General features: G+C 54.1%; 21 protein-coding genes. 4 read left to right on the top strand and 17 right to left on the bottom strand.

Annotated elements, in window-relative coordinates; all coding sequences use genetic code 11:
• The first annotated feature begins 248 nt into the window (after nt 1-248).
• Nucleotides 249-1,523 (top strand): adenosylmethionine--8-amino-7-oxononanoate transaminase, encoded by a 1,275-nt coding sequence (gene bioA / locus LC093_RS15655; protein ID WP_226666977.1) that lies wholly within the window; start codon nt 249-251, stop codon nt 1,521-1,523.
• A gap of 100 nt (nt 1,524-1,623) precedes the next feature.
• On the opposite strand, the gene LC093_RS15650 is transcribed toward bioA, so the two are convergent.
• The 6 genes from LC093_RS15650 to LC093_RS15625 form a co-directional block, all read right to left on the bottom strand.
• On the bottom strand, nt 1,624-2,268 hold the full coding sequence (locus LC093_RS15650) for a thioredoxin family protein (protein ID WP_226666971.1): 645 nt from the start codon (nt 2,266-2,268) through the stop codon (nt 1,624-1,626).
• 22 nt (nt 2,269-2,290) lie between these two features.
• Complete coding sequence (locus LC093_RS15645; protein ID WP_226666967.1) at nt 2,291-4,387, bottom strand: protein-disulfide reductase DsbD family protein; 2,097 nt, start codon at nt 4,385-4,387, stop codon at nt 2,291-2,293.
• A 72-nt stretch (nt 4,388-4,459) separates the two neighbouring features.
• Nucleotides 4,460-5,923 (bottom strand): PepSY-associated TM helix domain-containing protein, encoded by a 1,464-nt coding sequence (locus LC093_RS15640; protein WP_226666953.1) that lies wholly within the window; start codon nt 5,921-5,923, stop codon nt 4,460-4,462.
• Between the two features lie 12 nt (nt 5,924-5,935).
• Nucleotides 5,936-6,478, bottom strand: a complete 543-nt coding sequence (locus LC093_RS15635; protein WP_226666947.1) for a hypothetical protein — start codon at nt 6,476-6,478, stop codon at nt 5,936-5,938.
• 3 nt (nt 6,479-6,481) lie between these two features.
• Entirely contained in the window at nt 6,482-8,716 is a 2,235-nt protein-coding gene (locus LC093_RS15630; RefSeq protein ID WP_226666942.1) for a TonB-dependent receptor, read from the bottom strand.
• 57 nt (nt 8,717-8,773) lie between these two features.
• Nucleotides 8,774-9,004: a hypothetical protein gene (locus LC093_RS15625; protein WP_226666937.1), complete on the bottom strand. Its 231-nt coding sequence runs from the start codon at nt 9,002-9,004 to the stop codon at nt 8,774-8,776.
• Between LC093_RS15625 and selD the strand changes: the two genes are divergently transcribed.
• A complete protein-coding gene (selD, locus tag LC093_RS15620) occupies nt 8,994-10,070 on the top strand; it encodes a selenide, water dikinase SelD (protein WP_226666932.1) in 1,077 nt (358 codons plus the stop codon). The genes LC093_RS15625 and selD overlap by 11 nt on opposite strands.
• Entirely contained in the window at nt 10,067-11,209 is a 1,143-nt protein-coding gene (gene mnmH, locus LC093_RS15615; RefSeq protein WP_226666926.1) for a tRNA 2-selenouridine(34) synthase MnmH, read from the top strand. The genes selD and mnmH overlap by 4 nt, the downstream gene beginning before the upstream one ends.
• Before the next feature lie 74 nt (nt 11,210-11,283).
• Here mnmH and LC093_RS15610 read toward each other — a convergent pair whose 3' ends face one another.
• The 4 genes from LC093_RS15610 to LC093_RS15595 form a co-directional block, all read right to left on the bottom strand.
• A complete protein-coding gene (locus LC093_RS15610) occupies nt 11,284-11,469 on the bottom strand; it encodes a hypothetical protein (protein WP_226666921.1) in 186 nt (61 codons plus the stop codon).
• 292 nt (nt 11,470-11,761) lie between these two features.
• Nucleotides 11,762-11,923 carry a hypothetical protein gene (locus LC093_RS15605; RefSeq protein WP_226666917.1) on the bottom strand — a complete coding sequence of 54 codons (162 nt, stop codon included), beginning with the start codon at nt 11,921-11,923 and terminating at the stop codon, nt 11,762-11,764.
• A gap of 14 nt (nt 11,924-11,937) precedes the next feature.
• A complete protein-coding gene (locus LC093_RS15600) occupies nt 11,938-12,702 on the bottom strand; it encodes an alpha/beta hydrolase (RefSeq protein ID WP_319004938.1) in 765 nt (254 codons plus the stop codon).
• 60 nt (nt 12,703-12,762) lie between these two features.
• Nucleotides 12,763-14,265 (bottom strand): flavin-containing monooxygenase, encoded by a 1,503-nt coding sequence (locus LC093_RS15595; RefSeq protein WP_226666904.1) that lies wholly within the window; start codon nt 14,263-14,265, stop codon nt 12,763-12,765.
• 161 nt (nt 14,266-14,426) lie between these two features.
• On the opposite strand from LC093_RS15595, the gene LC093_RS15590 reads away from it, so the two are divergent.
• Nucleotides 14,427-15,449, top strand: a complete 1,023-nt coding sequence (locus tag LC093_RS15590) for an AraC family transcriptional regulator (RefSeq protein WP_226666900.1) — start codon at nt 14,427-14,429, stop codon at nt 15,447-15,449.
• A 19-nt stretch (nt 15,450-15,468) separates the two neighbouring features.
• Here the strand turns inward: LC093_RS15590 and LC093_RS15585 are convergent, their stop codons facing one another.
• From LC093_RS15585 to LC093_RS15555, 7 genes are all read right to left on the bottom strand, one after another.
• Nucleotides 15,469-16,332, bottom strand: a complete 864-nt coding sequence (locus tag LC093_RS15585) for a crotonase/enoyl-CoA hydratase family protein (protein WP_226666894.1) — start codon at nt 16,330-16,332, stop codon at nt 15,469-15,471.
• 157 nt (nt 16,333-16,489) lie between these two features.
• Nucleotides 16,490-16,990, bottom strand: a complete 501-nt coding sequence (locus LC093_RS15580; RefSeq protein WP_226666888.1) for a hypothetical protein — start codon at nt 16,988-16,990, stop codon at nt 16,490-16,492.
• A 70-nt stretch (nt 16,991-17,060) separates the two neighbouring features.
• Nucleotides 17,061-17,870, bottom strand: coding sequence for a hypothetical protein (locus LC093_RS15575; RefSeq protein ID WP_226666884.1), 810 nt, complete (start codon nt 17,868-17,870; stop codon nt 17,061-17,063).
• Nucleotides 17,871-17,919: 49 nt separating this feature from the next.
• Nucleotides 17,920-18,789 carry an IS3 family transposase gene (locus tag LC093_RS15570; protein ID WP_319004937.1) on the bottom strand — a complete coding sequence of 290 codons (870 nt, stop codon included), beginning with the start codon at nt 18,787-18,789 and terminating at the stop codon, nt 17,920-17,922.
• Nucleotides 18,786-19,103, bottom strand: coding sequence for a transposase (locus tag LC093_RS15565; protein WP_226666875.1), 318 nt, complete (start codon nt 19,101-19,103; stop codon nt 18,786-18,788). Before LC093_RS15565 ends, LC093_RS15570 begins: the two co-directional genes overlap by 4 nt.
• A 178-nt stretch (nt 19,104-19,281) precedes the next feature.
• Entirely contained in the window at nt 19,282-19,728 is a 447-nt protein-coding gene (locus LC093_RS15560) for an LPXTG cell wall anchor domain-containing protein (protein WP_226666864.1), read from the bottom strand.
• 898 nt (nt 19,729-20,626) lie between these two features.
• On the bottom strand, nt 20,627-21,301 hold the full coding sequence (locus LC093_RS15555) for an alpha/beta fold hydrolase (protein WP_226666860.1): 675 nt from the start codon (nt 21,299-21,301) through the stop codon (nt 20,627-20,629).
• Nucleotides 21,302-21,438: the final 137 nt, after the last annotated feature.

Raw genomic sequence — 21,438 nt, 5'->3', positions numbered from 1 at the left:
CGGTACCGGATCAAGTCCGGCACAGGCTCTTCGCGCCAAAATGACGATATAAAACCTATTTACGAAGTAAAAAACTCTAATGTGAAGGTCGGGCGCCGGGGATTTATTTTCAGAAGCGTCGCAAACAGGATGTTTGCGACGCAGCGCCCAGGGATGGGTTCAGAGGGGGGCGCCTAGCCCGGTTCTGAAAATAAATCCCCGGCGACCGGCCGCCCCCAAACCTGCAATAGAACACCACCCACAGAACCATGATGGATCTCGATTTCGATAAAAACCATATCTGGCACCCCTATTCCTCGCTGATCAACCCGCCCCCCGTCTATCCAATTACCCGCGCCGAAGGCGTGCGGATTTATCTGGAAGACGGACGCGGGCTGATCGATGGGATGAGTTCCTGGTGGAGCACCATGCACGGCTATAACGTTCCCGAACTAAACGCCGCCATGCAAAGCCAGATGGAAAAAATGAGCCACGTCATGTTCGGCGGACTCACCCATGAGCCGGCCATCGAACTGTGCAAAAAGCTCGTCGCCCTGACACCGGAACCGCTGCGCAAGGTTTTCCTCGCCGATTCCGGCTCCGTCTCCGTCGAAGTCGCCATCAAAATGGCGCTGCAATACTGGCACTCACAGGGCAAACCGGAAAAAAGCAAACTGCTCGCACTGCGTAACGGCTACCACGGTGACACCTTCGGAGCCATGGCTACCTGCGACCCCGTCAACGGCATGCACCACCTGTTTGCCAGCCAGCTTACCCAGCACCTGTTCGCCCCGGCGCCACAGCCAAAATTCGACGAACCCTGCAGCCATGAAGATATCGGCGAGCTCGCCAAAATCGTCGAAGAAAATCACCAGCAGCTCGCCGCCGTGATCCTCGAACCCATCGTCCAGGGTGCTGGCGGCATGCGTTTTTATTCCCCGGAATACCTGCGTAAAGTGCGTGAACTCTGCGATCAATATGACCTGCTGCTGATCGCTGACGAAATCGCCACCGGCTTCGGCCGTTCCGGAAGACTGTTTGCCTGCGAACACGCCGGAATTTCCCCAGACATCCTGACGCTCGGAAAAGCCCTGACCGGCGGCACCATGACCCTCGCCGCCACCCTGTGCACCGACAAAGTCGCCGATGGCATCTGCAGTGGCGAAGCCGGCGTGTTCATGCACGGCCCAACCTTCATGGGTAACCCCCTCGCCTGTGCCGTAGCCAATGCCAGTATCGAACTGCTGCTCCAGCGCGACTGGCAACAGCAGGTGAACAATATCGAAGCGCAATTGCGGGAAGAACTGGCACCACTGAAGAATGCCAAAGGTGTGGCCGACGTACGCGTGCTCGGTGCCATCGGCGTGGTGGAAATGAAAAATCCAGTGGACAATAAAACGCTGCAGGAACAGCTGATCGCGCGGGGTGTATGGCTGCGCCCGTTTGGCAAGCTCGTCTATACCATGCCGCCCTATGTCATCAGCAAAGAAGACCTGAGCCAGCTCACCTCAACCATGGTCGAGGTGCTCGGCAACCTCCAGTAGGTACCACCTAAAAAAAACGGGCGGTAAGGTATATCCGGGCAGGGAATTCAGACTCACCCATCCCATTCCTTGCCGCCCGCTCTGCGGCCCATCCATCCCGTCAGTACTTCACACTGCAACCATAGGCGCGGGAGGAAGTCACCGGCACCGCCTGGCCGGCCAGCGAGGCATCCAATGCCGCTGCAACGAAGTTATTGGACTTCGGAATCACCGCTGGATTGGCTGAATCGTTATCATCGATGGCACCTGCGTAAACGACATCGCCCTGAGGATTGATGATGAACATATGCGGCGTGGTCTTGGCACCATAGGCTCGCCCCATGTTGCCATCGGTATCCAGCAGGAAAGGGCCACTGGCGTTAAGCTTGTGACTTTCAGCCACCTCCAGCGCTTGTGCCGGTTCCAGATATCCCTGCTTACCTTTGGCCGACGAGATCACTGTCAGCCAGTTAATCTCTTTATCCGTGTACTTTTTTTGCAGCGCCTGCATATTGCCGCTGCCGTAATGCTTGCGCACATAGGGGCAGTCCTTGTTGAACCATTCCAGCACCAGCCACTGCCCTGCGTAGTCCTTCAGTGACCGGGTTTCTCCCGTCGCATCCACCTCACTGAAGTCCGGCGCCTTTTCACCGGGTGTCGCCACCGCCAGGGCCAATGCCGGCATCGCAAAAAGAACCACACTGCCAAACCATTGACCAAACCAGCTGCGAACCGAACGTTTACTACGGGTATCCTGTGCCTTCACGATTGCTTCCTCTTTGGTTGAATTAGCGTTCCGAACTCTCATCCTCCGCGAACAGAGCTTCGATCATGTCTGCCTGCAGTATCTGTGGCAGCAGCTCCGGCGTTTGCGCACCAGGCGGGTACCATGCGTAAACCGGCACCGAGTTACGCCCGAGTTCTGCCAGCGCCCGGGTGATTTCCGGATCCTGGTTCGTCCAGTCGGCCCGCACTAGATACACATTGTGTTTGCGGAACAGTGCCTCAACATCATCCGACTCCAGCACCAGCTTTTTGTTCACCTGACAGGTGATACACCAGGCAGCGGTATAGTCGATAAAAACAGCCTGACCTCGAGCCTGCGCCTGGCCAATGGCAACCCGGTTATATGGCTGCCAGCCCTCTGTTGTTTGCACCGGGTTATTCTGCGCGGCAGGCGTGCTCTGCTGAAGTCGATGCACTGCGCCAAAGCTGGCGACCAACGCCACCGCCACCAGGGCCCACGCCAACCACTTGCTTGAGCGGAAGTGATGCCGCCCGAGCCAGAGCGCAAACACAAGCGCCAGCATCATCAGGGTACCGATCAACCAGCCGCTTTCGCCTACCAAACGCCCCAGTACCCACAGCAGCCAGATTACGGTGGCATAAAGCGGGAACGCGAGTAGCTGGCGCAGGGTTTCCATCCACGGTCCCGGCGCAGGCAATCGGTTCAGTAGCCCCGGGAACGCGCACAGCAATACAAATGGCAGCGCCAGGCCCACACCCAGTCCGATAAAAATTGCCATGGCAGCATAGGCCGGCAACAGCGTAGCAGCCCCTAAAGCCGCCCCCATAAACGGACCTGTGCAGGGCGCGGCGACGAAAACCGCCAGCACTCCTGTCGCAAAAGCACCGCCCCGACTGTGCCCCGCCAGGTTCATCAATTGATGCCCGAATTCATAGACGCCACTGAACGAAAGCGCCATGACCCAGAACAGTAAAATCAGCCCCAGCACCACCGTTGCCGACTGTAACTGAAATCCCCAGCCTATGGCGGCGCCACCGGCGCGCAGTACCAGTAACAGCGCACCGAGCGCGGCAAACGTCACCAGTACACCGGCCGCATAGCGCAGCCCTTCTTTGACACGCCCGGACACAGTCTCTCCCGGGCCAACCAGCCCGAGCAGCTTGATCGACAATACGGGGAAAACGCAGGGCATCAAATTAAGAATTGCGCCGCCAGCAACCGCAGCCAGCAACAGCAGCCAGAGCGGCTGGCCAGTGTCGACCGGGGTGGGAACGCCCGCACCCGCAGACACCTCAACAGGTAAATCGTCGAGCTGCCAGGCGCGCCTGCCGTCACTGATGACAAACCCGGTAGCTGGTGGCACTGCTGCGCCGGGTACCCGCTCGAACGTATAGCGAATTTCCCGGGCGTTCTTTTCAACGCGTGGCGCCGCCGCCGTCAGCAGCGCGCCATCAAGGGGGAACACCTCCGGTGCGGCCGGATCCTTGCCCGTGCTTTCTGCGGCCAGTACCAGTTGCAGGGATTCTTCCCGCTCCGGCGCGCTGACCGAAGTCACTGACCACAGAGGAGTAGATGCCGTGCCCGGCTGCGGCACACGAGCGGCAAATTGATCCCGCAACTCCAGGTCCTGCGAAAGCCAGTTGGCACTGGTGGAAACCGGTCGCGACAGCGTCATGTTGCCGTAGCCGGGAATACAATCGACCTTGCATACCAGCCATTCCAGACTGACCACCAGCTCCATACGCGGTGCATTGGGGGTCACCGTAAACAGATAGGCAACATTGCCCTCGTACCCGAGATTGGTCAGGTGCTCGATCGGCAGGCGCTGTGGAAATGGCCATTGTATTTCGCCCACATCACCGCTGGCGCCCATAAAGTCAAACCGCGGTGCCGCACCGGAATCGCCGGCATTGCGCCAGTACACGTGCCAGCCGGGATCCACCTCGAAATAAAAACCGATCGTCTCCGGCCCCTGGGCAAACGTCTCCGGCGCTAGCCAGCGCACCGAAACATGATCCCCACTCGCGGTGGGCTGTGCGGAGACGGCAGGTACAAACAGCAAAAACATCAACAGACCCAGTAATACACCACTGAGTTGTCTACGAGTGCTTTGTGAACAGGAAAGGCGATCAGACATTGAATGGTCTTCACTATCGTCCAGAGAGGATGAAGACCATTCAAAAGGATTGGCGGGGCAACCGCAAGCACGTTAGGCGATACGCACCGGTTGCGAGTCCGAATAAACACGCTGTCCCCTGCGGGCCGTGCGCATACCGAGACAGGCAAACAAAATCGCAAACGACAGGAGCGCAATATTGATCACTAACGACGCACCGGAAAGCCCCGCGCTACCGAACAAGAAGACATGAACAAGCGTCACCAATACCAGCAATGCGGCACTGATCCACAGCAGCCATGCCTTGGTCCGTACTTCATCATCCAGCCACTGCCCGAATAACACTGCGGCCAACAGCGGCAGCCAGAAATAGCCCGGTGCGCCGCTGTGCAGTGTGATTGCCGCCAGTGCCGATACCGCGACGGCCAAAGGCGTACCCCAGACCAGCCCGGCCCAGATGTTATTAATGAAATCCCGCTTGCGGCGCTTCACCAGCCAGATATTGATGCCGGTTAAAGATACCGCCGCCAGGGCGATACCGAAAATCACATACAGCACCATTACCGGCAGGCCGCCGTAGTGCCCGAAGTGCAGGCGGTACAGCGAGAAAATCACCTGTTTACCGGGCTCGCCGTCGGTATAGCCCACCTTGCCGAGGAAATTACCGGCCTGATCGAAGCGGTACTGTTCGGCGTAAATCAGCGCTTCCGGGTGATAAGCGCCGAGCAGGATATATTGCTGCGGGGAATTGGCCGCTTCCACATTGATGAATATCGGGCGTGCACCTGGCGCGATGTCGGCCATGGAGGAAATCGCCCGGCCAATATTGGCCACTTCAACCTGCTGTTCCAGTTCCGGGGACGACCCATGAATAGCGGCAATGGCCGCTTCGCGGTCGCCATCGAAAAACGTATTGCCGAACAGGGTATACATCAGCATCGCCATGCCGAACCAGGCGCCGGTCACCGCGATCACCAGATGGAATGGCGCCCCCCAGACACTCAGGCGATTATGAATATCGGCCTGTTCCAGATGACGCGAACCGCCCAGGCGGAAATTGAATGCGTCGCGGAAAATCCGCGGGTGCGCAAGAAAACCGGAAATAATCAGCCCGCACAGCATGGCGCCAATGGCGCTGACCAGAATCAGCCCCCAGTCACTGGGAATATGCAGCGCATCGTGCAGACTCACCATGGAATTGCTCCAGGGTGTGGAAATACTGCCACCGGGGCTGCCATCTTCATTCAGGAAGTAAACACCACCGGCGGAAACCAGTGATGCACGGGGCTGATTTTCCCGCGGCAGCATCGACAGGATGTCGCCGGAAATATCCGGTTTCTGCGCAAGAAGATCACTGTAAGCACGCGCGGCGGCCTCTGGCGCCAGGGTCTGGAATTCGGCCACGGCCGGCTGTTCCCAGCGCTTCATGTACCCGGAAAAAACCACAAGACTGCCGGACACGCAGATCAGGTACATCAGGAAGCCGACCAGCAGGCCAATCCAGGAGTGGCTGGCGAGGGAGCTTTTGACCAGTGAGGGGGAGAGACTGAATTTCATGGTTAACCGGTATTACAGATTCAGGATGCCGGCACTCGCCGCCAGCAGCACAAGCAGCGTGGCCGCCGGGCGCAGTGGGCGGGAGTCCGCGCATTGCCAGTAAGCGGCGCACCCCCACAGGACCGGTGCGAGCAGCATGGCCAGGGCCAATGCATTGCCCTGCTGCCACGGCAGGAAAGCCGTCAGCGCGGTACTGGTGTACATCGCCGCGGCGCCAGCCAGCGGCACTACAGCCACAAGTAACAGGATTTGCCTGGCTATCGTGGGCAGGGCTGGCAGTGCAATTTTCACTGCAGGAAGTGCCGGGGTTCGCAGGGGACGCTGCTCACGGTTGAAACCGACCACGACCCACGCCGCCGCGGTTAACGCCAGTAGCGCATAACTGATACCCAGCTCGATACTCGCCGGACTGAGTGCCCAGGCGATACCGGATATCAGCAACAACGCCCAGCCCACAGCGGTTCCCCACCGCTGCAGCGATACCCAGTTACGCCAGCTGCCGTACAGGCAGAGCACACCGGCGCCCGTCAGCAGGGATGAGAAAGCCAGTCCCATGGATCAGAACTCGAGTGATGCAGACAGCAGGAAAGTACGCGGCTGGCCAAGCACGAGGTAGTTGGCACCCGGGTAACCGCCCACGGAAACCCAGTCGTTGCTGTCGGCCACGTTCTGTACCCGCGCTTTCAGGGTCAGGTCTTTACCCGCCGCCTCGGTCAGGTAACGCGCACCGAGGTCAACGCGGTTCCAGCTGTCCACCTCAATGGTGTTGGCTGCGTCAGCGTACTGGGAACCAGTGTGCACACCGCGGGCTTCCAGAGTAAGGCCCGGCACCGCGGTGAGATCCCACTCGGCGTTAAGGTTGAACTGCAGGCGCGGCGCGCCCACGGCATCTTTACCTTCGTATACGTCGCCAGCGGTATTGGTCATCTCCGCATCCAGCAGGGTCGCGCCGCCAATCAAACGTACAGTGTCCAATGGCTGACCGAAAACGCTCAGCTCCAGGCCACGGTTGCGCTGTTCACCAAACGTATCGAACACGCCATTTTCTACAAAGCTGCTGGGCTTGCTGGTGGTAAAGGCACTCAGGCTACCGCCGATAGCGCCACCGTCGTACTTCACACCCGCTTCCACCTGCTCGCTCTTGAAGGGTTCCAGAACTTCACCGGCGTTGGCGACCAAGGTGCCACCACTGGTTTCCGGCGCTGTTTCGCCGGGCATCAGGCCTTCGATGTAATTGGCGTATACGGAAACCTGTTCGCTCGGTTTGAACACAACAGCCGCCACCGGAGTCAGCGCACTGTCGTTGTAGCTGGCCAGCCGATCACCGGAGTTATAGTTGAAGGAGCGGGTCTGGATATCCTGCTGGCGCAGGCCGAGCGTCACCAGCAGGCGATCGTCCAGGAGCGACAGCATGTCGGAAATTGCCACACTGGAAATGTCGCTTTTCTCTGTGATGCCAGGGTCCGCCAGCGAACCGCCAACAAAGTAATCTGCGGCCGGGATTTCAGCGCCCACCGGATTGTAGAGGTCACCCACAATGCCGCTGAAGAAGTTGGAGAACGCATAAGCGTTGCCAGACTCCAGTGAAAAAGTCGCAGCGGAAACCGTCAGCGTATGGCCCACAGAACCAGTATCAAAGCTGGTGCGGATACCGGTTTCAGCGGACAGCACCTTGTCTTCACGGGTATTGTCAAAGCGGTAAGCCGAAGTTACGCCGTCAGCATCGGTAGACGGGTTGGCCAGCACATTGGCTTCACTGCCATCGCGCATGCCGGCGGCTACCCAGGCGGTAACGGTATCGGTCAGGTCGTATTCACCGCGCACCACACCAAACAACTGTTCTTCGTCGGTATACGTCCAGGGCTGCGCGAAGTTGCTGTCGGCATCCGGTGCTTTCGGGATTTCGCCGTATGGGGTAACGGACGGACGCGGCGCATCGATATGATGATTCTGGTAGCCCAGATCCGCGGACAGGCGCAGGCGCTCACCACTGTAATCGTAACCCAGCGAGAAGACGCTGAGGTCGCGCTCCTGATCCTCGATTGCGGTCTCACCGGCGCGCTCAACCAGGTTCACGCGAATACCGGAGCTGTTGTCCTCGCCAAAGCGACGGGCAATATCCACGGCGCCGTATACGTTAGTGTTGCCTTCAATACCCGCGGTAACACGATTGAGCGCCTCTTCCGGTGCGCGCTTCGGCACCAGGTTCACGCCGCCGCCCAGACCGCTGCCGCCAGGCGCAGCGCCGTTCAGGAATGCACTGGCGCCACGGAACACTTCCACCCGCTCCAGCAGTTGGCTGGCCACGAACTGGCGCGGCAGGATGCCGTATACGCCGTTGTAGGTCATGTCGTCGGAGTACACCGGGAAGCCGCGAATCATGTACAGCTCCTGGAAGTTACCGAAGCCCTTGGCCACGCGCACAGTGGGGTCGTTCTGCAGCACATCCGCCACGCTCACTACCTGCTGATTCAGCATCAGGTCGCTGGTGTAGTTGGTGCTGGAAAACGGCGTATCCATCATGTCCAGGTTGCCGAGAATACCGGCACGCCCACCACGGGCCACCTGACCGCCGGCAAACGCCTCGGACAGCACAACCTGGGAACCATCGCCGGTAACCTCGACCTCTTCCATCGCTTCAGGCTTTGCGGCTGGCTCAACCGCCGGATCAGCAGTCTGAGCCCAGGCCGTACCAGCCAGCAAACCAGCTACGCCAAAACAGGCGATCTTGATCGCTGCGCTCAGGCCGTTAAGGGACAGAGAAGAAGTGTTCGTTGCACGCAGGCTGGACATATCAGGGGCTTCCATTTAGCACCGGGTGATTATCAAACTGGCACTACTGCACCAGATTTATTGGTGGCAAATGTTATTGATAAACATTCTTGTTTTCAAGAAGCCATAACATGGGATTTTACTGACTGGGGAGACAGTTTCGTTGAAACTGGTCATGGCGGTGCGGGTACGGGCCAGATGATAATCAGGCCAACCGACGTATCCACCAGACAAGGAAAACACCGCCAGCGATTTGATCCTTGTTAGAATCTCCCCACCAACAAACCCGGGAGCAATAATGAGCGACACTGCCACCTCCACCCCACCGGTTCGCCTGACCCAGTACAGCCACGGCGCCGGTTGCGGCTGCAAGATTTCTCCCGCAGTGCTCGACCAGATCCTGGCCGGGAGCGGCTCACAGCTGGCCGATCCAAAACTCTGGGTCGGCAACGCCTCGCGCGACGATGCCGCCGTCTATGCGCTGGACGACGAGCGCGGCGTGGTCTCCACCACGGACTTCTTTATGCCGATTGTGGACGACCCGTTCGACTTCGGGCGCATTGCCGCCACCAATGCCATCAGCGATATCTACGCCATGGGCGGTGATCCGCTGATGGCGATCGCAATCCTCGGCTGGCCGGTAAACCTGCTCCCGCCGGAAGTAGCCCGAGAAGTTATTCGCGGCGGTCGCGCCGTATGCGACGCCGCAGGTATTCCGCTGGCCGGGGGCCACTCCATCGATGCCCCCGAACCCATTTTCGGCCTTGCCGTCACCGGTGTAGTGGAAAAGCGCTTATTGAAACGCAACGACACCGCCACTGCTGGTTGCCAGCTTTACCTAACCAAGCCCCTCGGCATCGGCATTCTGACCACGGCGGAAAAACAGGGAAAATTGCGCCCTGAAGATATCGGTGTGGCCCGCGACCTGATGTGCAGCCTGAACCGCGCCGGCAGCCGCTTTGCCCGTATCGATGCGGTCAAGGCGATGACCGACGTTACCGGGTTTGGCCTGCTCGGCCACCTGGTAGAAATGGCCGATGGCAGCAGCCTCTGCGCCCGTATCAACTTCGACGCCGTACCCCGTATTGAAGGTGTTGAACACTATTTACAGCAGGGTTGCGTACCGGGAGGCACCGGCCGCAATTTCGCCAGCTTTGGGCACCGCATCGGTCCCATTACCGAGTCACAGAAACAGCTGCTCGCAGACCCCCAAACCAGTGGCGGGTTGCTCATCGCAGTGGACCCAGCCGGCACAGGGGAGTTTCTTGCCGCCGCCGCAGAACTCGGGCTCGAACTACAGGCAATTGGCGAACTGAGGACACGCGAGGTAGAAGGCAGCCCCGCAGAAAACCAATTTGCGGTAACCATCGCATGACTACCAAAAGCAAAGCCCGCAATCATTCCGCTGATAGCAAGCCGCGCCCTGATAGTGACGACTTCCGACACATATTCCTGCGCGATCTACCTCTGATGGATACCCGTGCGCCAGTGGAATTCAATAAAGGCTCCTTCCCCGGCGCCCTCAACCTGCCGCTGATGACGGATAACGAGCGCCAGAGGGTGGGCACCTGTTACAAACAGAAAGGCCAGCAGGCGGCCATCGCGCTCGGGCACGACCTGGTCAGTGGACCAATAAAAGAAGAGCGTATTGCCGCTTGGGCGGCATTCGCCCGAGCCAACCCAGAGGGTTACCTGTTCTGTTTCCGCGGCGGCCTGCGCTCGCAGATTACCCAACAGTGGCTTGCAGAAGCTGGCATCGCTTATCCGCGCATTGTGGGTGGCTATAAGGCGATGCGTACCTTTTTACTGGAAGAGATCGAAAGCGCAGTGGCCAACTGCGCATTTACAGTGGTCGGCGGCATGACCGGCACGGGCAAAACAGAAGTACTGGAGCAACTGGACAACGCCATCGACCTCGAAGGCCACGCCAATCACCGCGGCTCCAGCTTCGGTAAACGCGCCACCCCACAGCCTTCACAGATCAGCTTTGAAAATGCGCTGGCCATCGATTTCCTGAAACGCCGGGCTCGCGGGCAGCAGCGGTTTGTCCTGGAAGACGAAAGCCGCCTGATTGGCCGCTGCTCACTGCCCTATTCCCTGCACCAGAACATGCGCAGCTACCCGCTGGTCTGGCTCGAAGACAGCCTGGAAAGCCGGGTCGAACGCATACTGAAAGCCTACGTGATTGATCTCAGCCAGGAATTTATCGAACTCCATGGCCAGGATGTGGGCCTGGCCGAGTTCGCGGACGCCCTCACCCAAAGCCTGGCCAATATTGCCAAACGTCTTGGAGGTCTGCGCTATGCAGAGTTGGACAAGGTAATGCGTACAGCACTGAAGGAACAGGCCGAAAAAGGTTGTGTTGATCTACACAGAAACTGGATTTATGCGCTCTTACACGATTACTACGACCCAATGTACGCCTATCAACTTAAAGACAATGCAGAACGTATCGAATTTAGAGGTACTCAACGGGAGGTGGTTTCATACCTGCGCAACAATTCAGGGTTCTGAGTTCAGGTTCAGGATCGCGTACTGTTTTTTACCCAGGAAAATATAGCTCCAGCTACATCTAAGTCTGAACAGCATCACCACCAGATATAGAATAGGCCTGTCACGCCAACAAAAAACAAAAAGAATCCGGTGACAAACTCCGCGATCGGGCTGTAGGCAGGCACATGCCAACTTGGATTAGCCTTGGCAGACCCAATGACTATCGCCACTACCGAAAATAGCGACCCCATGATCTTACCAAGCAGAAGCAACACTCCCATAAAAACCTCCCTGTTTTCATGCAATGGAATGCAATAGTTATTCGAATATTCCCTGACAAAGAAATACGTTATTTACAGAAAACACCCTGCAATGGAGCCAACATAAACTCACGCTTATATTCGCCCGCCAAACTCCCACCTGTAAAATGGAATACATCAGAAGTTGTACTGCGGTTTCAAATACAAATATTACAAAAACATTAAACTACGCTAACAACCCGACCCTAACCACGGCAAGCCACAACCATTAGCCATTTTTACTCAAGCAGAATGTGCCACCAAAACTGAAACATTAAAAGTAACCAACTTCAAAACCAGACAAATCTGGCGTACAAAAACGCGCAAATACTGTCAAAAAAATCTTCAAGTTATTAGTTGACCGACAAATCGGCACACCGAGGCAGCCAGAAAAAACAGGAACATCAGCGCCACTAGCAGCTTTAAAAGCTGCCAACTACTATCTACTCCCTATTCCACATCATCACCCAACCAACGGAACATAGCGAATTTAACTCGCGGAAAATTACTTCCCCCAACGGTCCAATGGCAGACTCCTGGCAACTCCACCAGCTGGGCACGTGAAGCATATTTTTTAGCAATGCCACGCTGTATTTTAATGGGCGTAATACGATCAGCAGCGCCACCAATCACCAGCACCGGACACTGCACTGCCTCGGCATCAACCCGGGAAAACCCACTGGGGAAAAAACCGCCAACACCAAGCTGGAATGTCGCCATACCAGACTCGTAAGTAGCCATATCGAGTATATGCTGCTGAACAGCGGAACTTTGGGAATTGGCAATACCGTAGCGGATGTTGCTTGCCCTGATTTCTGTAACATGCTTCCAAAGCGGAAACAAAAACAGGTTTCGTCCCAGGGTGCGAATGACGGACCAGCTCCAGCCATTGATGCCGCCCGGAGCTGCAGAAGAAAGCAGCACCAGCTTGTCGACGGGTACTCTTGCCGCTACCAGCTGTGCCAGCAACCCTCCCATCGAATGCCCCACCAGAATGGGCGGCGCCTCAAGCGCCGCAACCCGGGTAACGATAAAATCCACATAGTCCTGCAAGGAAGCCCGGGCTAACCGAGCCTTATCCCCTTTGTCATACTCGGCTTTTGCTTTATGGAAAGGCAGGCAAACCGCGTCAACCTCATAGCCTTTTTCCTCGAAAGCCTCCCTTACCTCAGACAGCGCAACATCCGTACTCCACATACCATGGATCAGCACCACCGGCGGCCTAACACTCTCGACTGTACTCATATGCGTTATCCCAAATTCACTCCACGGCAGCTAAGCCGTGGCCGTGAAATTCTGAGTATCAGCCTTGGCCCCCATAGCCGCAGGCTCGAACTGCAGTACACCATCGTCAATGGTGTCTTGCGTCAGAGTTTTCTTGTCTTTGCCATAGTGCATGGTCACCACCCAGGGTGCGCCTCGCCCTTGCCGAGGCATTCGGTCCTTGGCCCGGTCCATATAGCCGGGGGCAAAGCCATCCAGCATTCCTGTACCGCTGGCATTATTCTCAGTGTCAACTGGCCGCGCTACGGCAAGCCCGTGTTTTTCCATGTATGTGAACAGTCGACACAGATAGCGCCCACCGATATCCGCCTTGAGGGTCCAGGGAGCATTTGTATAGCCGAAAATCCAACCGTAATTGGGGATATCCTGCACCATTAATCCCTTGTAGATCATCTGTCCGGGTACATTAACCGGCTTGCCATCCAGTCGGAATTCCATGCCACCCATGAGCTGCACATCCAGACCGGTAGCCGTAACAATCACATCCGCATCCAGGTGCTGGCCGGACTTAAGCACAATGCCGCTATCAGTAAAGTGATCAATATGATCAGTGACAATATCCGCCTTGCCGGAGCGAAGAGACTGGAAAAAATCACCATCAGGAGCCGCACACAGACGTTGCTCCCAGGGGTTATAGTTTGGTGAAAAGTGACGCATATCGAAATCGGGACCGACCTGCTTGCGAACATGCGAAAGCAATAGCTTGCGCATGGCATTTGGCCATTTTCTACAGGCCAGATACAGCCCTCGTTGCAGCAGGATATTGCGTTTTCTGGCGATATTGAAAACCCATTTCTTCGGCAGGACTTTATTGAGCAGCATGGAGAATTTGTCAGTGCCCGGCACCGACATCACATAACTGGGCGAGCGCTGCAGCATCGTCGCACCGGCGGCTTTTTCAGCCATGCTCGGCACAAGGGTAATGGCCGTTGCACCACTGCCGATTACTACCACCTTCTTTCCGGCATAGTCGAAATTTTCTGGCCAGAATTGCGGGTGAACGATCTCACCTTTGAAGGATTCCTCTCCCGCAAAGTGGGGTCGGTGCCCCTGGTCAAAATTGTAATAGCCGGCACAATTCACCAAAAACGCGCAGGTAAATGTTTTCTTTTCACCCGTGCCCTCGTGCAACGCGGTGACCGTCCAGCGCTGCTTGGCCTCAGACCAGTCCGCGCACGTAATCGCCAGGCCGTACTGCACTTTCTCTTCCAGGCCGAATTCCCTTGCGGTCTCACCCACATAGTTTCGGATATTCGTACCTTCTGCCAACACCTGGTCGGAATACCAGGGCTTGAAGTCGAAGCCAAAGCTCGCCATATCTGAATCGGAACGGATACCGGGGTAACGGAACAGGTCCCAGGTCCCCCCCATTCTTTCTCGGCGTTCCAGAATGGTGAGGCTTCTCTGCGGGTGTTCCGCCGCAAGGTGACAGGCAGTACCAATGCCCGAAAGCCCGGCACCGATAATAATGGTGTCGTAATGCATCGCTGTCATGGTGGTCTCCTTTTTTATATGTATTGATGACCAGACAAACCCAATATTTCAGAAATGTCGCTTGACAATATTGACAGATGACGACTATTTTTTGACGAATTGCGACAGCGCGCTCGCCAGAAACCGGCGACCATACCCATCAGCCAGAAAACGGAGCACCGGTGCCCAGCCTGATCAGAGCGACCAACCTGTGGGGATTCGACGAGCTTGTCAGAAAACTGGGCGGAGACCCGGCAGCTCTGCTCGCCAGACACAAGATTCCCAGCGCAGCCAATCGTGACGACAACGCATTCGTGATCTACCGCAATATGGCCGCCCTATTCGAGGACACCGCCAAAACACTCGAGTATCCGGAGTTTGGCCTGGTACTGGCCGAATATCAGGGCATGGATATCCTAGGCCCGATATCTGTGATTGCACGAAGCTCTGCCACGGTCGGGGAAGCGCTCGATTCTATTGCCCGGTATCTACATCTGCACTGCCCCGCGCTGGGGATACGCAGCAGTACCGAGACACAGGGTCGCTCACGCTATACCAAGCTTGAATACTGGATAGAAGATGGAGCCACAGCCTACTCTGTTCAGGCGTATGAGCTGGGACTGGCGAACGCCATGCAAGTCATGAAACTACTGCTCGGCGAAGCCCACGCCCCGACCTGTACATATTTCATCCACACACAGTCGGGCAGTGAAGAAACCTACCGCAAAGTATTCAACAGCCCCGTCGAGTTCAACCAGAGCTGGTGCGGCTTCCTACTACCAGACGCCATTTCTTCCATCCCACTATCAAGCGTGGACCACCAGACGTGGCAGCTTGCGGAGCTGTACCTGGACTCTCAGCAAACACCCTATACAGAATCACTCTCTGAAGATGTCACCAGGCTGATAAGGGGCCTACTGCCCACCGGCCAGTGCAGCAATGATGCGATAGCTGCACACCTTTCCCTACACAAGCGCACTCTGCAACGACGGCTGGCCGCAGAGGGCACCAGCTATGAAAAGTTACTCACAGCAGAAAGACAGGCTATGGCCAAGAGCTACCTGTTGGAACCCAACTTAAAGCTCAGCCAAATCAGCGGGCTGCTCGGGTACTCCGAACAGTCCGCCTTCAACCGGGCATGTAAAGACTGGTTCGGAACCACGCCCCGAACCTATCGCAGACAACTGCTGAGTCTGCACGGATAGTAAGACTACCGCCAACCCGTCACTCGGCAAACAGTGGTGACACAGGCCAAATCTCTTCAAAAGCGGGCTGGCTTTTCTCGGATTTCGCCACAAAAGACTTCATCATATCGTCCTGACGAAACATACCCGACTGCCAAGTTGCCATATACCGCAGGCTGTCTTCCACCGAATGATCCCGGCTATAGTTCAGCATCTCCTTACAACCAACCACAGCTAGAGGGGAATTTGCCGCAATCTGCGCCGCTATTTCCAATACCCCCGCAACCAATGAATCCTGATCAGGAAACACTCTATTCACCAACCCCATGGCCTCAGCCTCAGCAGCACTGAACTTCCGTCCGGTATACGCCAGCTCCCGCACCATCCCCTGTGAAACAAGCTTGGGAAAACGCTGTAAAGTGCCGACATCGGCCGTCATGCCCAACTCCGTCTCCTTGATGGTGAAAAAAGCATCCTCCGACGCGTAACGGCAATCTGCCGCACACACCATATCCAGCGCACCGCCAATGCAACCACCGTGAATAGCAGCCAGTACAGGAACTCTGGACCTTTCCAGGGAACTCAAACTGTCCTGAAGTTGCATTACAACCCGCCGCAGATTCTCCCCCATACGCCCCGGGTCACCGGTCATAGGAACAGCTTTCGGGTCGGAAAATACCGAAAGATCCATCCCCGCAGAAAAATGCTTGCCGGTTGATGAAATAACAATGACCCGGGCCAGCGACTGACCGTCAATGGCATCAATCAGTCTGGGCAGCTCTTTCCAGAACGCCTTGTTCATTGTGTTCATCTGATCTGGACGGGAAAGCTGAATATGGGCTACGTGATCGGCAATGGACACGTCAAAGCACGAATATTCAAAATTGGAAGTATCAGGTGTCATTCAAGAATTCCTCGTTTACATATTGAGTACTATCTAAAATTGAACCTGATTTTACAAACTTATTATGCCCGCCGACACTCGCGCGCCTGCACAAAATATGTACAGGGCAGACTGTCCCGCGGAGGGCTGCAGGCCAGGAACAAACTGCCCGGCCTTATTAAGTGCTTGATGCACTGAACTGCGCATACTGGGAACTTTGTTCGCTTAAGCCGCCACCCACCACAATTGCTGCGCTCAAAATGATGATATTTTTAATTATGTACTGCCCCTCTAAAGATAATCCATATGGAAACGTGGTAAAGCAAACCTCAGGAACCACTGCCAATGGCAGCACAGTACCAAATAACTGTAAAAATAGGAGGGTCAGAGCAACTCGGAGCAAAGGCCGGAATATCAAACAAACTCCAATCGCAACTTCCCAGAACCCCAAAAACGGAATAAAAACATCCGATGGAAACCAAAATACAGTATTGGTAATTAATGTATTAACCGGGCTTAGTCCCAGCGGCTTTAGCGCTCCCAGCCAGATGAATACTATCCCCAGGGAGTAACGAAGAAAAACTTGGCCGTGCCTATGCATCCATTCTGCGGCTCTTTCATCACAACGGCCTAATTCGAAGTTTCCTATTTTTAATTTTGTCATTTCTGCCTTGGACACTTAACGCCGCGCTCTGCGGCAAGTTTGGAGCGCAGGGGAAAACTTTTCCGACAGCAGTGCCTTGTTAACTTTATTTTCGATCGTTGAGTTCTATTTTTCCGTTCTCAACTATCCATAAGCCCCTTTTTGTCATAACAGCAAAAGGAATTTCATGCATCAAATTTAAGTATGGATGTATCGCAACTGGGTAATCGCTAACGATGTGCGTCATTGTAAGCATTGCTAATGATGCGCCTTCCGGCATATCGTCAGGTTTTTTATTTAAAACAAGGCAAGACTTAGAAAGCGGCGTCGAGGAAACAATTTCTCCAGTATCTTTTGATATGGATACCTTAGCATTGCCGCCCACCATCACAGCATTTGGGTCTGTTGTAGCAGCTAGAATGTATACATCCCATTGGTTAGGATTTTCGCCCTCTAACACCACAGAATTAAATCTATCTGAGCAGTCACTTTTTCCTACCTGTAAAGCTCTGATTCGTGCATCAATCATGGATTTTTCTTGATAAGAAATACTTCTATCAGGGTTAATTATAAGTTCGGGCTCTGATGATAAGCCATAAACCACATCTGAAATTACGGAATACGAATCGGCATCACGGCTATAAAATGAAACGGTATAGCCTGATTCATTAGGATAAGTCACCCACCCAACAAAATTGGGGTAATCGGCTGGGTTGATACTACCCAATAAAAGATCGGTTGCATTGGCGGCATGTACGTCTTTCTCATAGATTATACGGCCCAATTTTTCTACAGTTCTAAGACCGCCCATCTCAACATCGCTAAGGGGTTTGGTCTCTGCTTGAGACTTAGATGGTGTCGATGCGTTACACCCTACCAAATAAACCAGAATCAGTAATAATAAAGATACTCTCACGATTTCCCCTCTTTAAAATTGGTCTTACCCACGAAAAGTAGACAGTTTTTTATGCGCAATTTTCAAAATACGCCCCTTCAAATTCATTTGGACTAACCTGGTCGTTGGCCGAGTGTCTACGCACCGTGTTGTAAAACATTTCAATATATTCAAATATACAGGAAAGGGCCTCCTGCTTACTGGCAAATTCTTCTGCATAGATAGACTCGACCTTCATCCTACCTAAGAATGACTCCATGGCTGCGTTGTCCCAGCAGTTACCTTTTCGGCTCATACTTGGCTGAACACCTTCATTGAGCAATAGCTCTTGGTACTCTCTGGAGCGGTATTGGACTCCTCGATCCGAGTGCAGTATCAATCCGGGCTCAACTTTGCGACTAGTAACCGCCATCTCGAATGCGTCCATTATCAACTGGTTGGTCATGGTATTATCAAGCGACCAGACAATGATCTTACGCGAGAATAGGTCCATGATAACCGCGAGGTAGACAAATCCCTTCTCGATTTTGATGTAGGTGATATCAGACACCCACTTTTCGTTCGGCTTACTGGCAGTAAAATCTCTTACCAATAGGTTGTCACTCACGTGGTTAGTGGCATTGGGGCTCGGAAAGTACTTGTAACCTTTGCCATTTCTGGCCTTCAGGCCATTCTTAGCAAGCAATTGTGCAACATGATTGGCGCTGCAAGGGATACCAGCCTCATTCAGCTCTACGACCAATCGTGGAGCACCATAGCGCTCTTTAAACTGCTTGAACGTTGTTACCACGGCCTTCTCGACCAGAAGCGTTCGTTGAGCTCGTGGGCTCAGGCCACGATTTCGCCACTTATAGTAGCCAGCTCTGCTCACAGATAACCAGCGGCACATCTTAACTACCGAATACTCACCCTTGAGCGAATCAACATAGGCGTACTTCACCACTTCTCTTTGGAGAAGTACGCCGTCGCCTTTTTTAAGAACTCATTCTCTTCTTTAAGATCTGAGATCTGCCGTCGAAGTTTACGGACTTCTTCACTTTCTTCCATGCTGTAATCCACCCCATTAAGACTGTTGAACTGCTTTTCAGACAACCGCTTATACTGCCGCCGCCAGTTGTAAATCTGGCCAGGATGGATTCCGAGCTCTTTGGCGACCTCGACGGCACTTGTGTTTGGATCATTAGAACGGCGAACTGCTTCTCTTCTGAAATCCTCGGGATAATGACCGTACTTGTTCTTCGTTTTCTTTTTCATAGTTAGACCCTCGTTTGGTAGTAGTGAGGTGTCTACTTCTCGTGGGTAACTTGGACACATAACGCCCAGTGCAGGCGCAGCCAGCGCGGAGCGTATTTTGTGTTAATGTTTGAGCGACAGCGAGTAACACAAAATGTGCGTAGCGTTGGCTGTCGCTCTGCCGCTGTTTGTTAGGCATTTACCTGTGTCTCCTTTTCCTTAGTAGCAGGTAGCTTGCAAAGCCTAGACAAACTAGCCCAAGCCACAAACCTATCCTGCTATTGGAAGCTCTACCTGATAGCGACTCTTCCTCTGTTAGCACATTGATTCCGTCAATTGCTAGCGACCACACATCACCATCTTTGGCTAATAGAAAAACCTTGCTTGATGAATCCAACTTGATTTTTATGCCTTGTGGGTTGGGAAGAATACTAGGATACAAAAAAACCCTTGAGCTTCCGGAAAGAGAGAACTGAACCGAGTAACTATTTCTAGTTGCAAGAGCTTTTGTAAAAGCAACGCTTCCTTCATACGGGGTAAGATCTTCTGGAACCTTTCCGTCAAATGTATACCAGTCCATAAGACCAAAGGCCCCAATCACCAAGAATGTAAAATTGCAGATGTAATGAATTATTGGTGACTGCATTTTTATGCCTAACGCCGCGCTCAGCCGCAGCTTACTTTGGGCGCATTGTTGCGCGAAAATAGGAGCGTAGCGACTGCGCAACAAAGTGCTCAAAGTAAGATGTCGGCTGCAGCGCCTGGTTATGGCTGACGCGCTCCGAACTACCTACATGCACAGAATGCGCCGAAGCTCCTTAAAAACGAGGAAAGAATACCGCACTTTCCCCAACCTATTTATATCTTATTGGCACTCCACAATACTGCAGCGGAGTGCCCTCCTCTAATGAATCCAAGCGAACGCTCTAGGAACGAAACTGCTTGAATGTGACTGGCAAAAAGCCGAGTACTGGATTCCCAAAACAATGCGCAGAAATACCAGCAACACAAACACTAATTTTTACCGACCGGCACCATAACGCCCGGCTTTGGGGCGGGCTTGTAGCTGCAAAGCAGCGGAAAGGCCGTCCCAGCCCCGAAGGGGCGATAACAGCCGCTTGTTATGTGTTTGCTCCGATAAATATGATAGCTAGTAGGCCAAACCAAATAACGGTACCACCTAAAAAGGGCGTAAAGACAGAAATTACGGATCTTCTCCGAAAGCCTGGCCTTACTAAGGCTAGTAGCAACCACAAAAGGGAGGCGCCATTAATGACACAGAACGTAAACCAGAACTCTCCGAAATTCCCTGGGTTTATTGATTTATTGGATAGGGAAAAGAATATTGAAAGGCCCACCAGCCCCCACCCAACAACTTTAATGCTCTGCTTGTAACTTATTAAATGCTCTTCGATTTCCATATCTCTACTGACACATAACGCCGTGCTCAGGGACGGCTTACTTTATGCGCCTTTTGCGCGAAAATAGGAGCGCAGCGACTGCGCAAAAGGTGCATAAAGTAAGACGTCCCCTGCAGCACCTTGTTACGTGGTTGTGGCACGGACTATGACTCTCGCACATGATTCGGGGGCCGTTTGTGCAATGAAGTGTCCGCCTTCCACAGATTCGATACTTAACTGGGGATAAATATTACCCAAAACTTTGATTGCATCATATGCAACCAAGCGATCATTTGTTGGCCGGATATACACGGCTGCAGTTGATTGATGACCTTTTGGCTCATCAAGTTCAGCAATATTCAATAGACGCTGCTTTAAAGCGCCTGGCCCGACCTGTGCAATAGCTTGGCGAACTTGGTCCATTAGCGCCCTGCTACCACGGCCGTCAAAACATAGCATTCTCATAAGCCAGTTTGGAAACAGATTAGGCATAAGAAAATACTCCGGCAAGACGGCAGCAAGCTTTGCGAGCCTTCCGGGGCAGGAAACAAAGCTAGCGATAAAAACTACCTTCGAAACTCTGCCGCCTAGGATATTGCATAATTCATACGCAATTCTTCCGGAATATGATTCAGCGACAACTACAACGCTTGACGATCCAATTGTTTCGGCAATCTGCTCAGCTTGCTGACGGTAGCTCACGCCCTGTATTTCATTAAGGCAAACAACTTCTCGGTCTATTTCTTTCGGGATATTCAGAATTAACTCTTTGAAGAGCAACCCCGTTCCATCCATTCCTGGTAGAAATACAATTTTCAATTCTTAGCTACCATCACGTAACGAATGTTATGGACTCCCCCTACCCCGACGGCATCGCAATGTGCCAAAGTGAAGTTACCACACAAACACTTGCGGATAGGAGGAGCCACAATGGCTATTACAACACTGGGTATCGA

Source organism: Microbulbifer aggregans, assembly GCF_020524005.1.
GTDB classification, from domain to species: domain Bacteria; phylum Pseudomonadota; class Gammaproteobacteria; order Pseudomonadales; family Cellvibrionaceae; genus Microbulbifer; species Microbulbifer aggregans_A.
The sequence above is the reverse complement of the archived record's forward strand: the minus strand, read 5'-3'. Positions and strand labels throughout refer to the sequence as shown.

Coding starts and splice junctions, on each gene's coding strand:
- LC093_RS15565 (WP_226666875.1), bottom strand. CDS start 19,103: ATGAAAAAGAAAACGAAGAACAAGTACGGTCATTATCCCGAGGATTTC.
- bioA (WP_226666977.1), top strand. CDS start 249: ATGATGGATCTCGATTTCGATAAAAACCATATCTGGCACCCCTATTCC.
- LC093_RS15640 (WP_226666953.1), bottom strand. CDS start 5,923: ATGAAATTCAGTCTCTCCCCCTCACTGGTCAAAAGCTCCCTCGCCAGC.
- LC093_RS15595 (WP_226666904.1), bottom strand. CDS start 14,265: ATGACAGCGATGCATTACGACACCATTATTATCGGTGCCGGGCTTTCG.
- selD (WP_226666932.1), top strand. CDS start 8,994: ATGAGCGACACTGCCACCTCCACCCCACCGGTTCGCCTGACCCAGTAC.
- LC093_RS15610 (WP_226666921.1), bottom strand. CDS start 11,469: ATGGGAGTGTTGCTTCTGCTTGGTAAGATCATGGGGTCGCTATTTTCG.
- LC093_RS15630 (WP_226666942.1), bottom strand. CDS start 8,716: ATGTCCAGCCTGCGTGCAACGAACACTTCTTCTCTGTCCCTTAACGGC.
- LC093_RS15585 (WP_226666894.1), bottom strand. CDS start 16,332: ATGACACCTGATACTTCCAATTTTGAATATTCGTGCTTTGACGTGTCC.
- mnmH (WP_226666926.1), top strand. CDS start 10,067: ATGACTACCAAAAGCAAAGCCCGCAATCATTCCGCTGATAGCAAGCCG.
- LC093_RS15645 (WP_226666967.1), bottom strand. CDS start 4,387: ATGTCTGATCGCCTTTCCTGTTCACAAAGCACTCGTAGACAACTCAGT.
- LC093_RS15560 (WP_226666864.1), bottom strand. CDS start 19,728: ATGCAGTCACCAATAATTCATTACATCTGCAATTTTACATTCTTGGTG.
- LC093_RS15635 (WP_226666947.1), bottom strand. CDS start 6,478: ATGGGACTGGCTTTCTCATCCCTGCTGACGGGCGCCGGTGTGCTCTGC.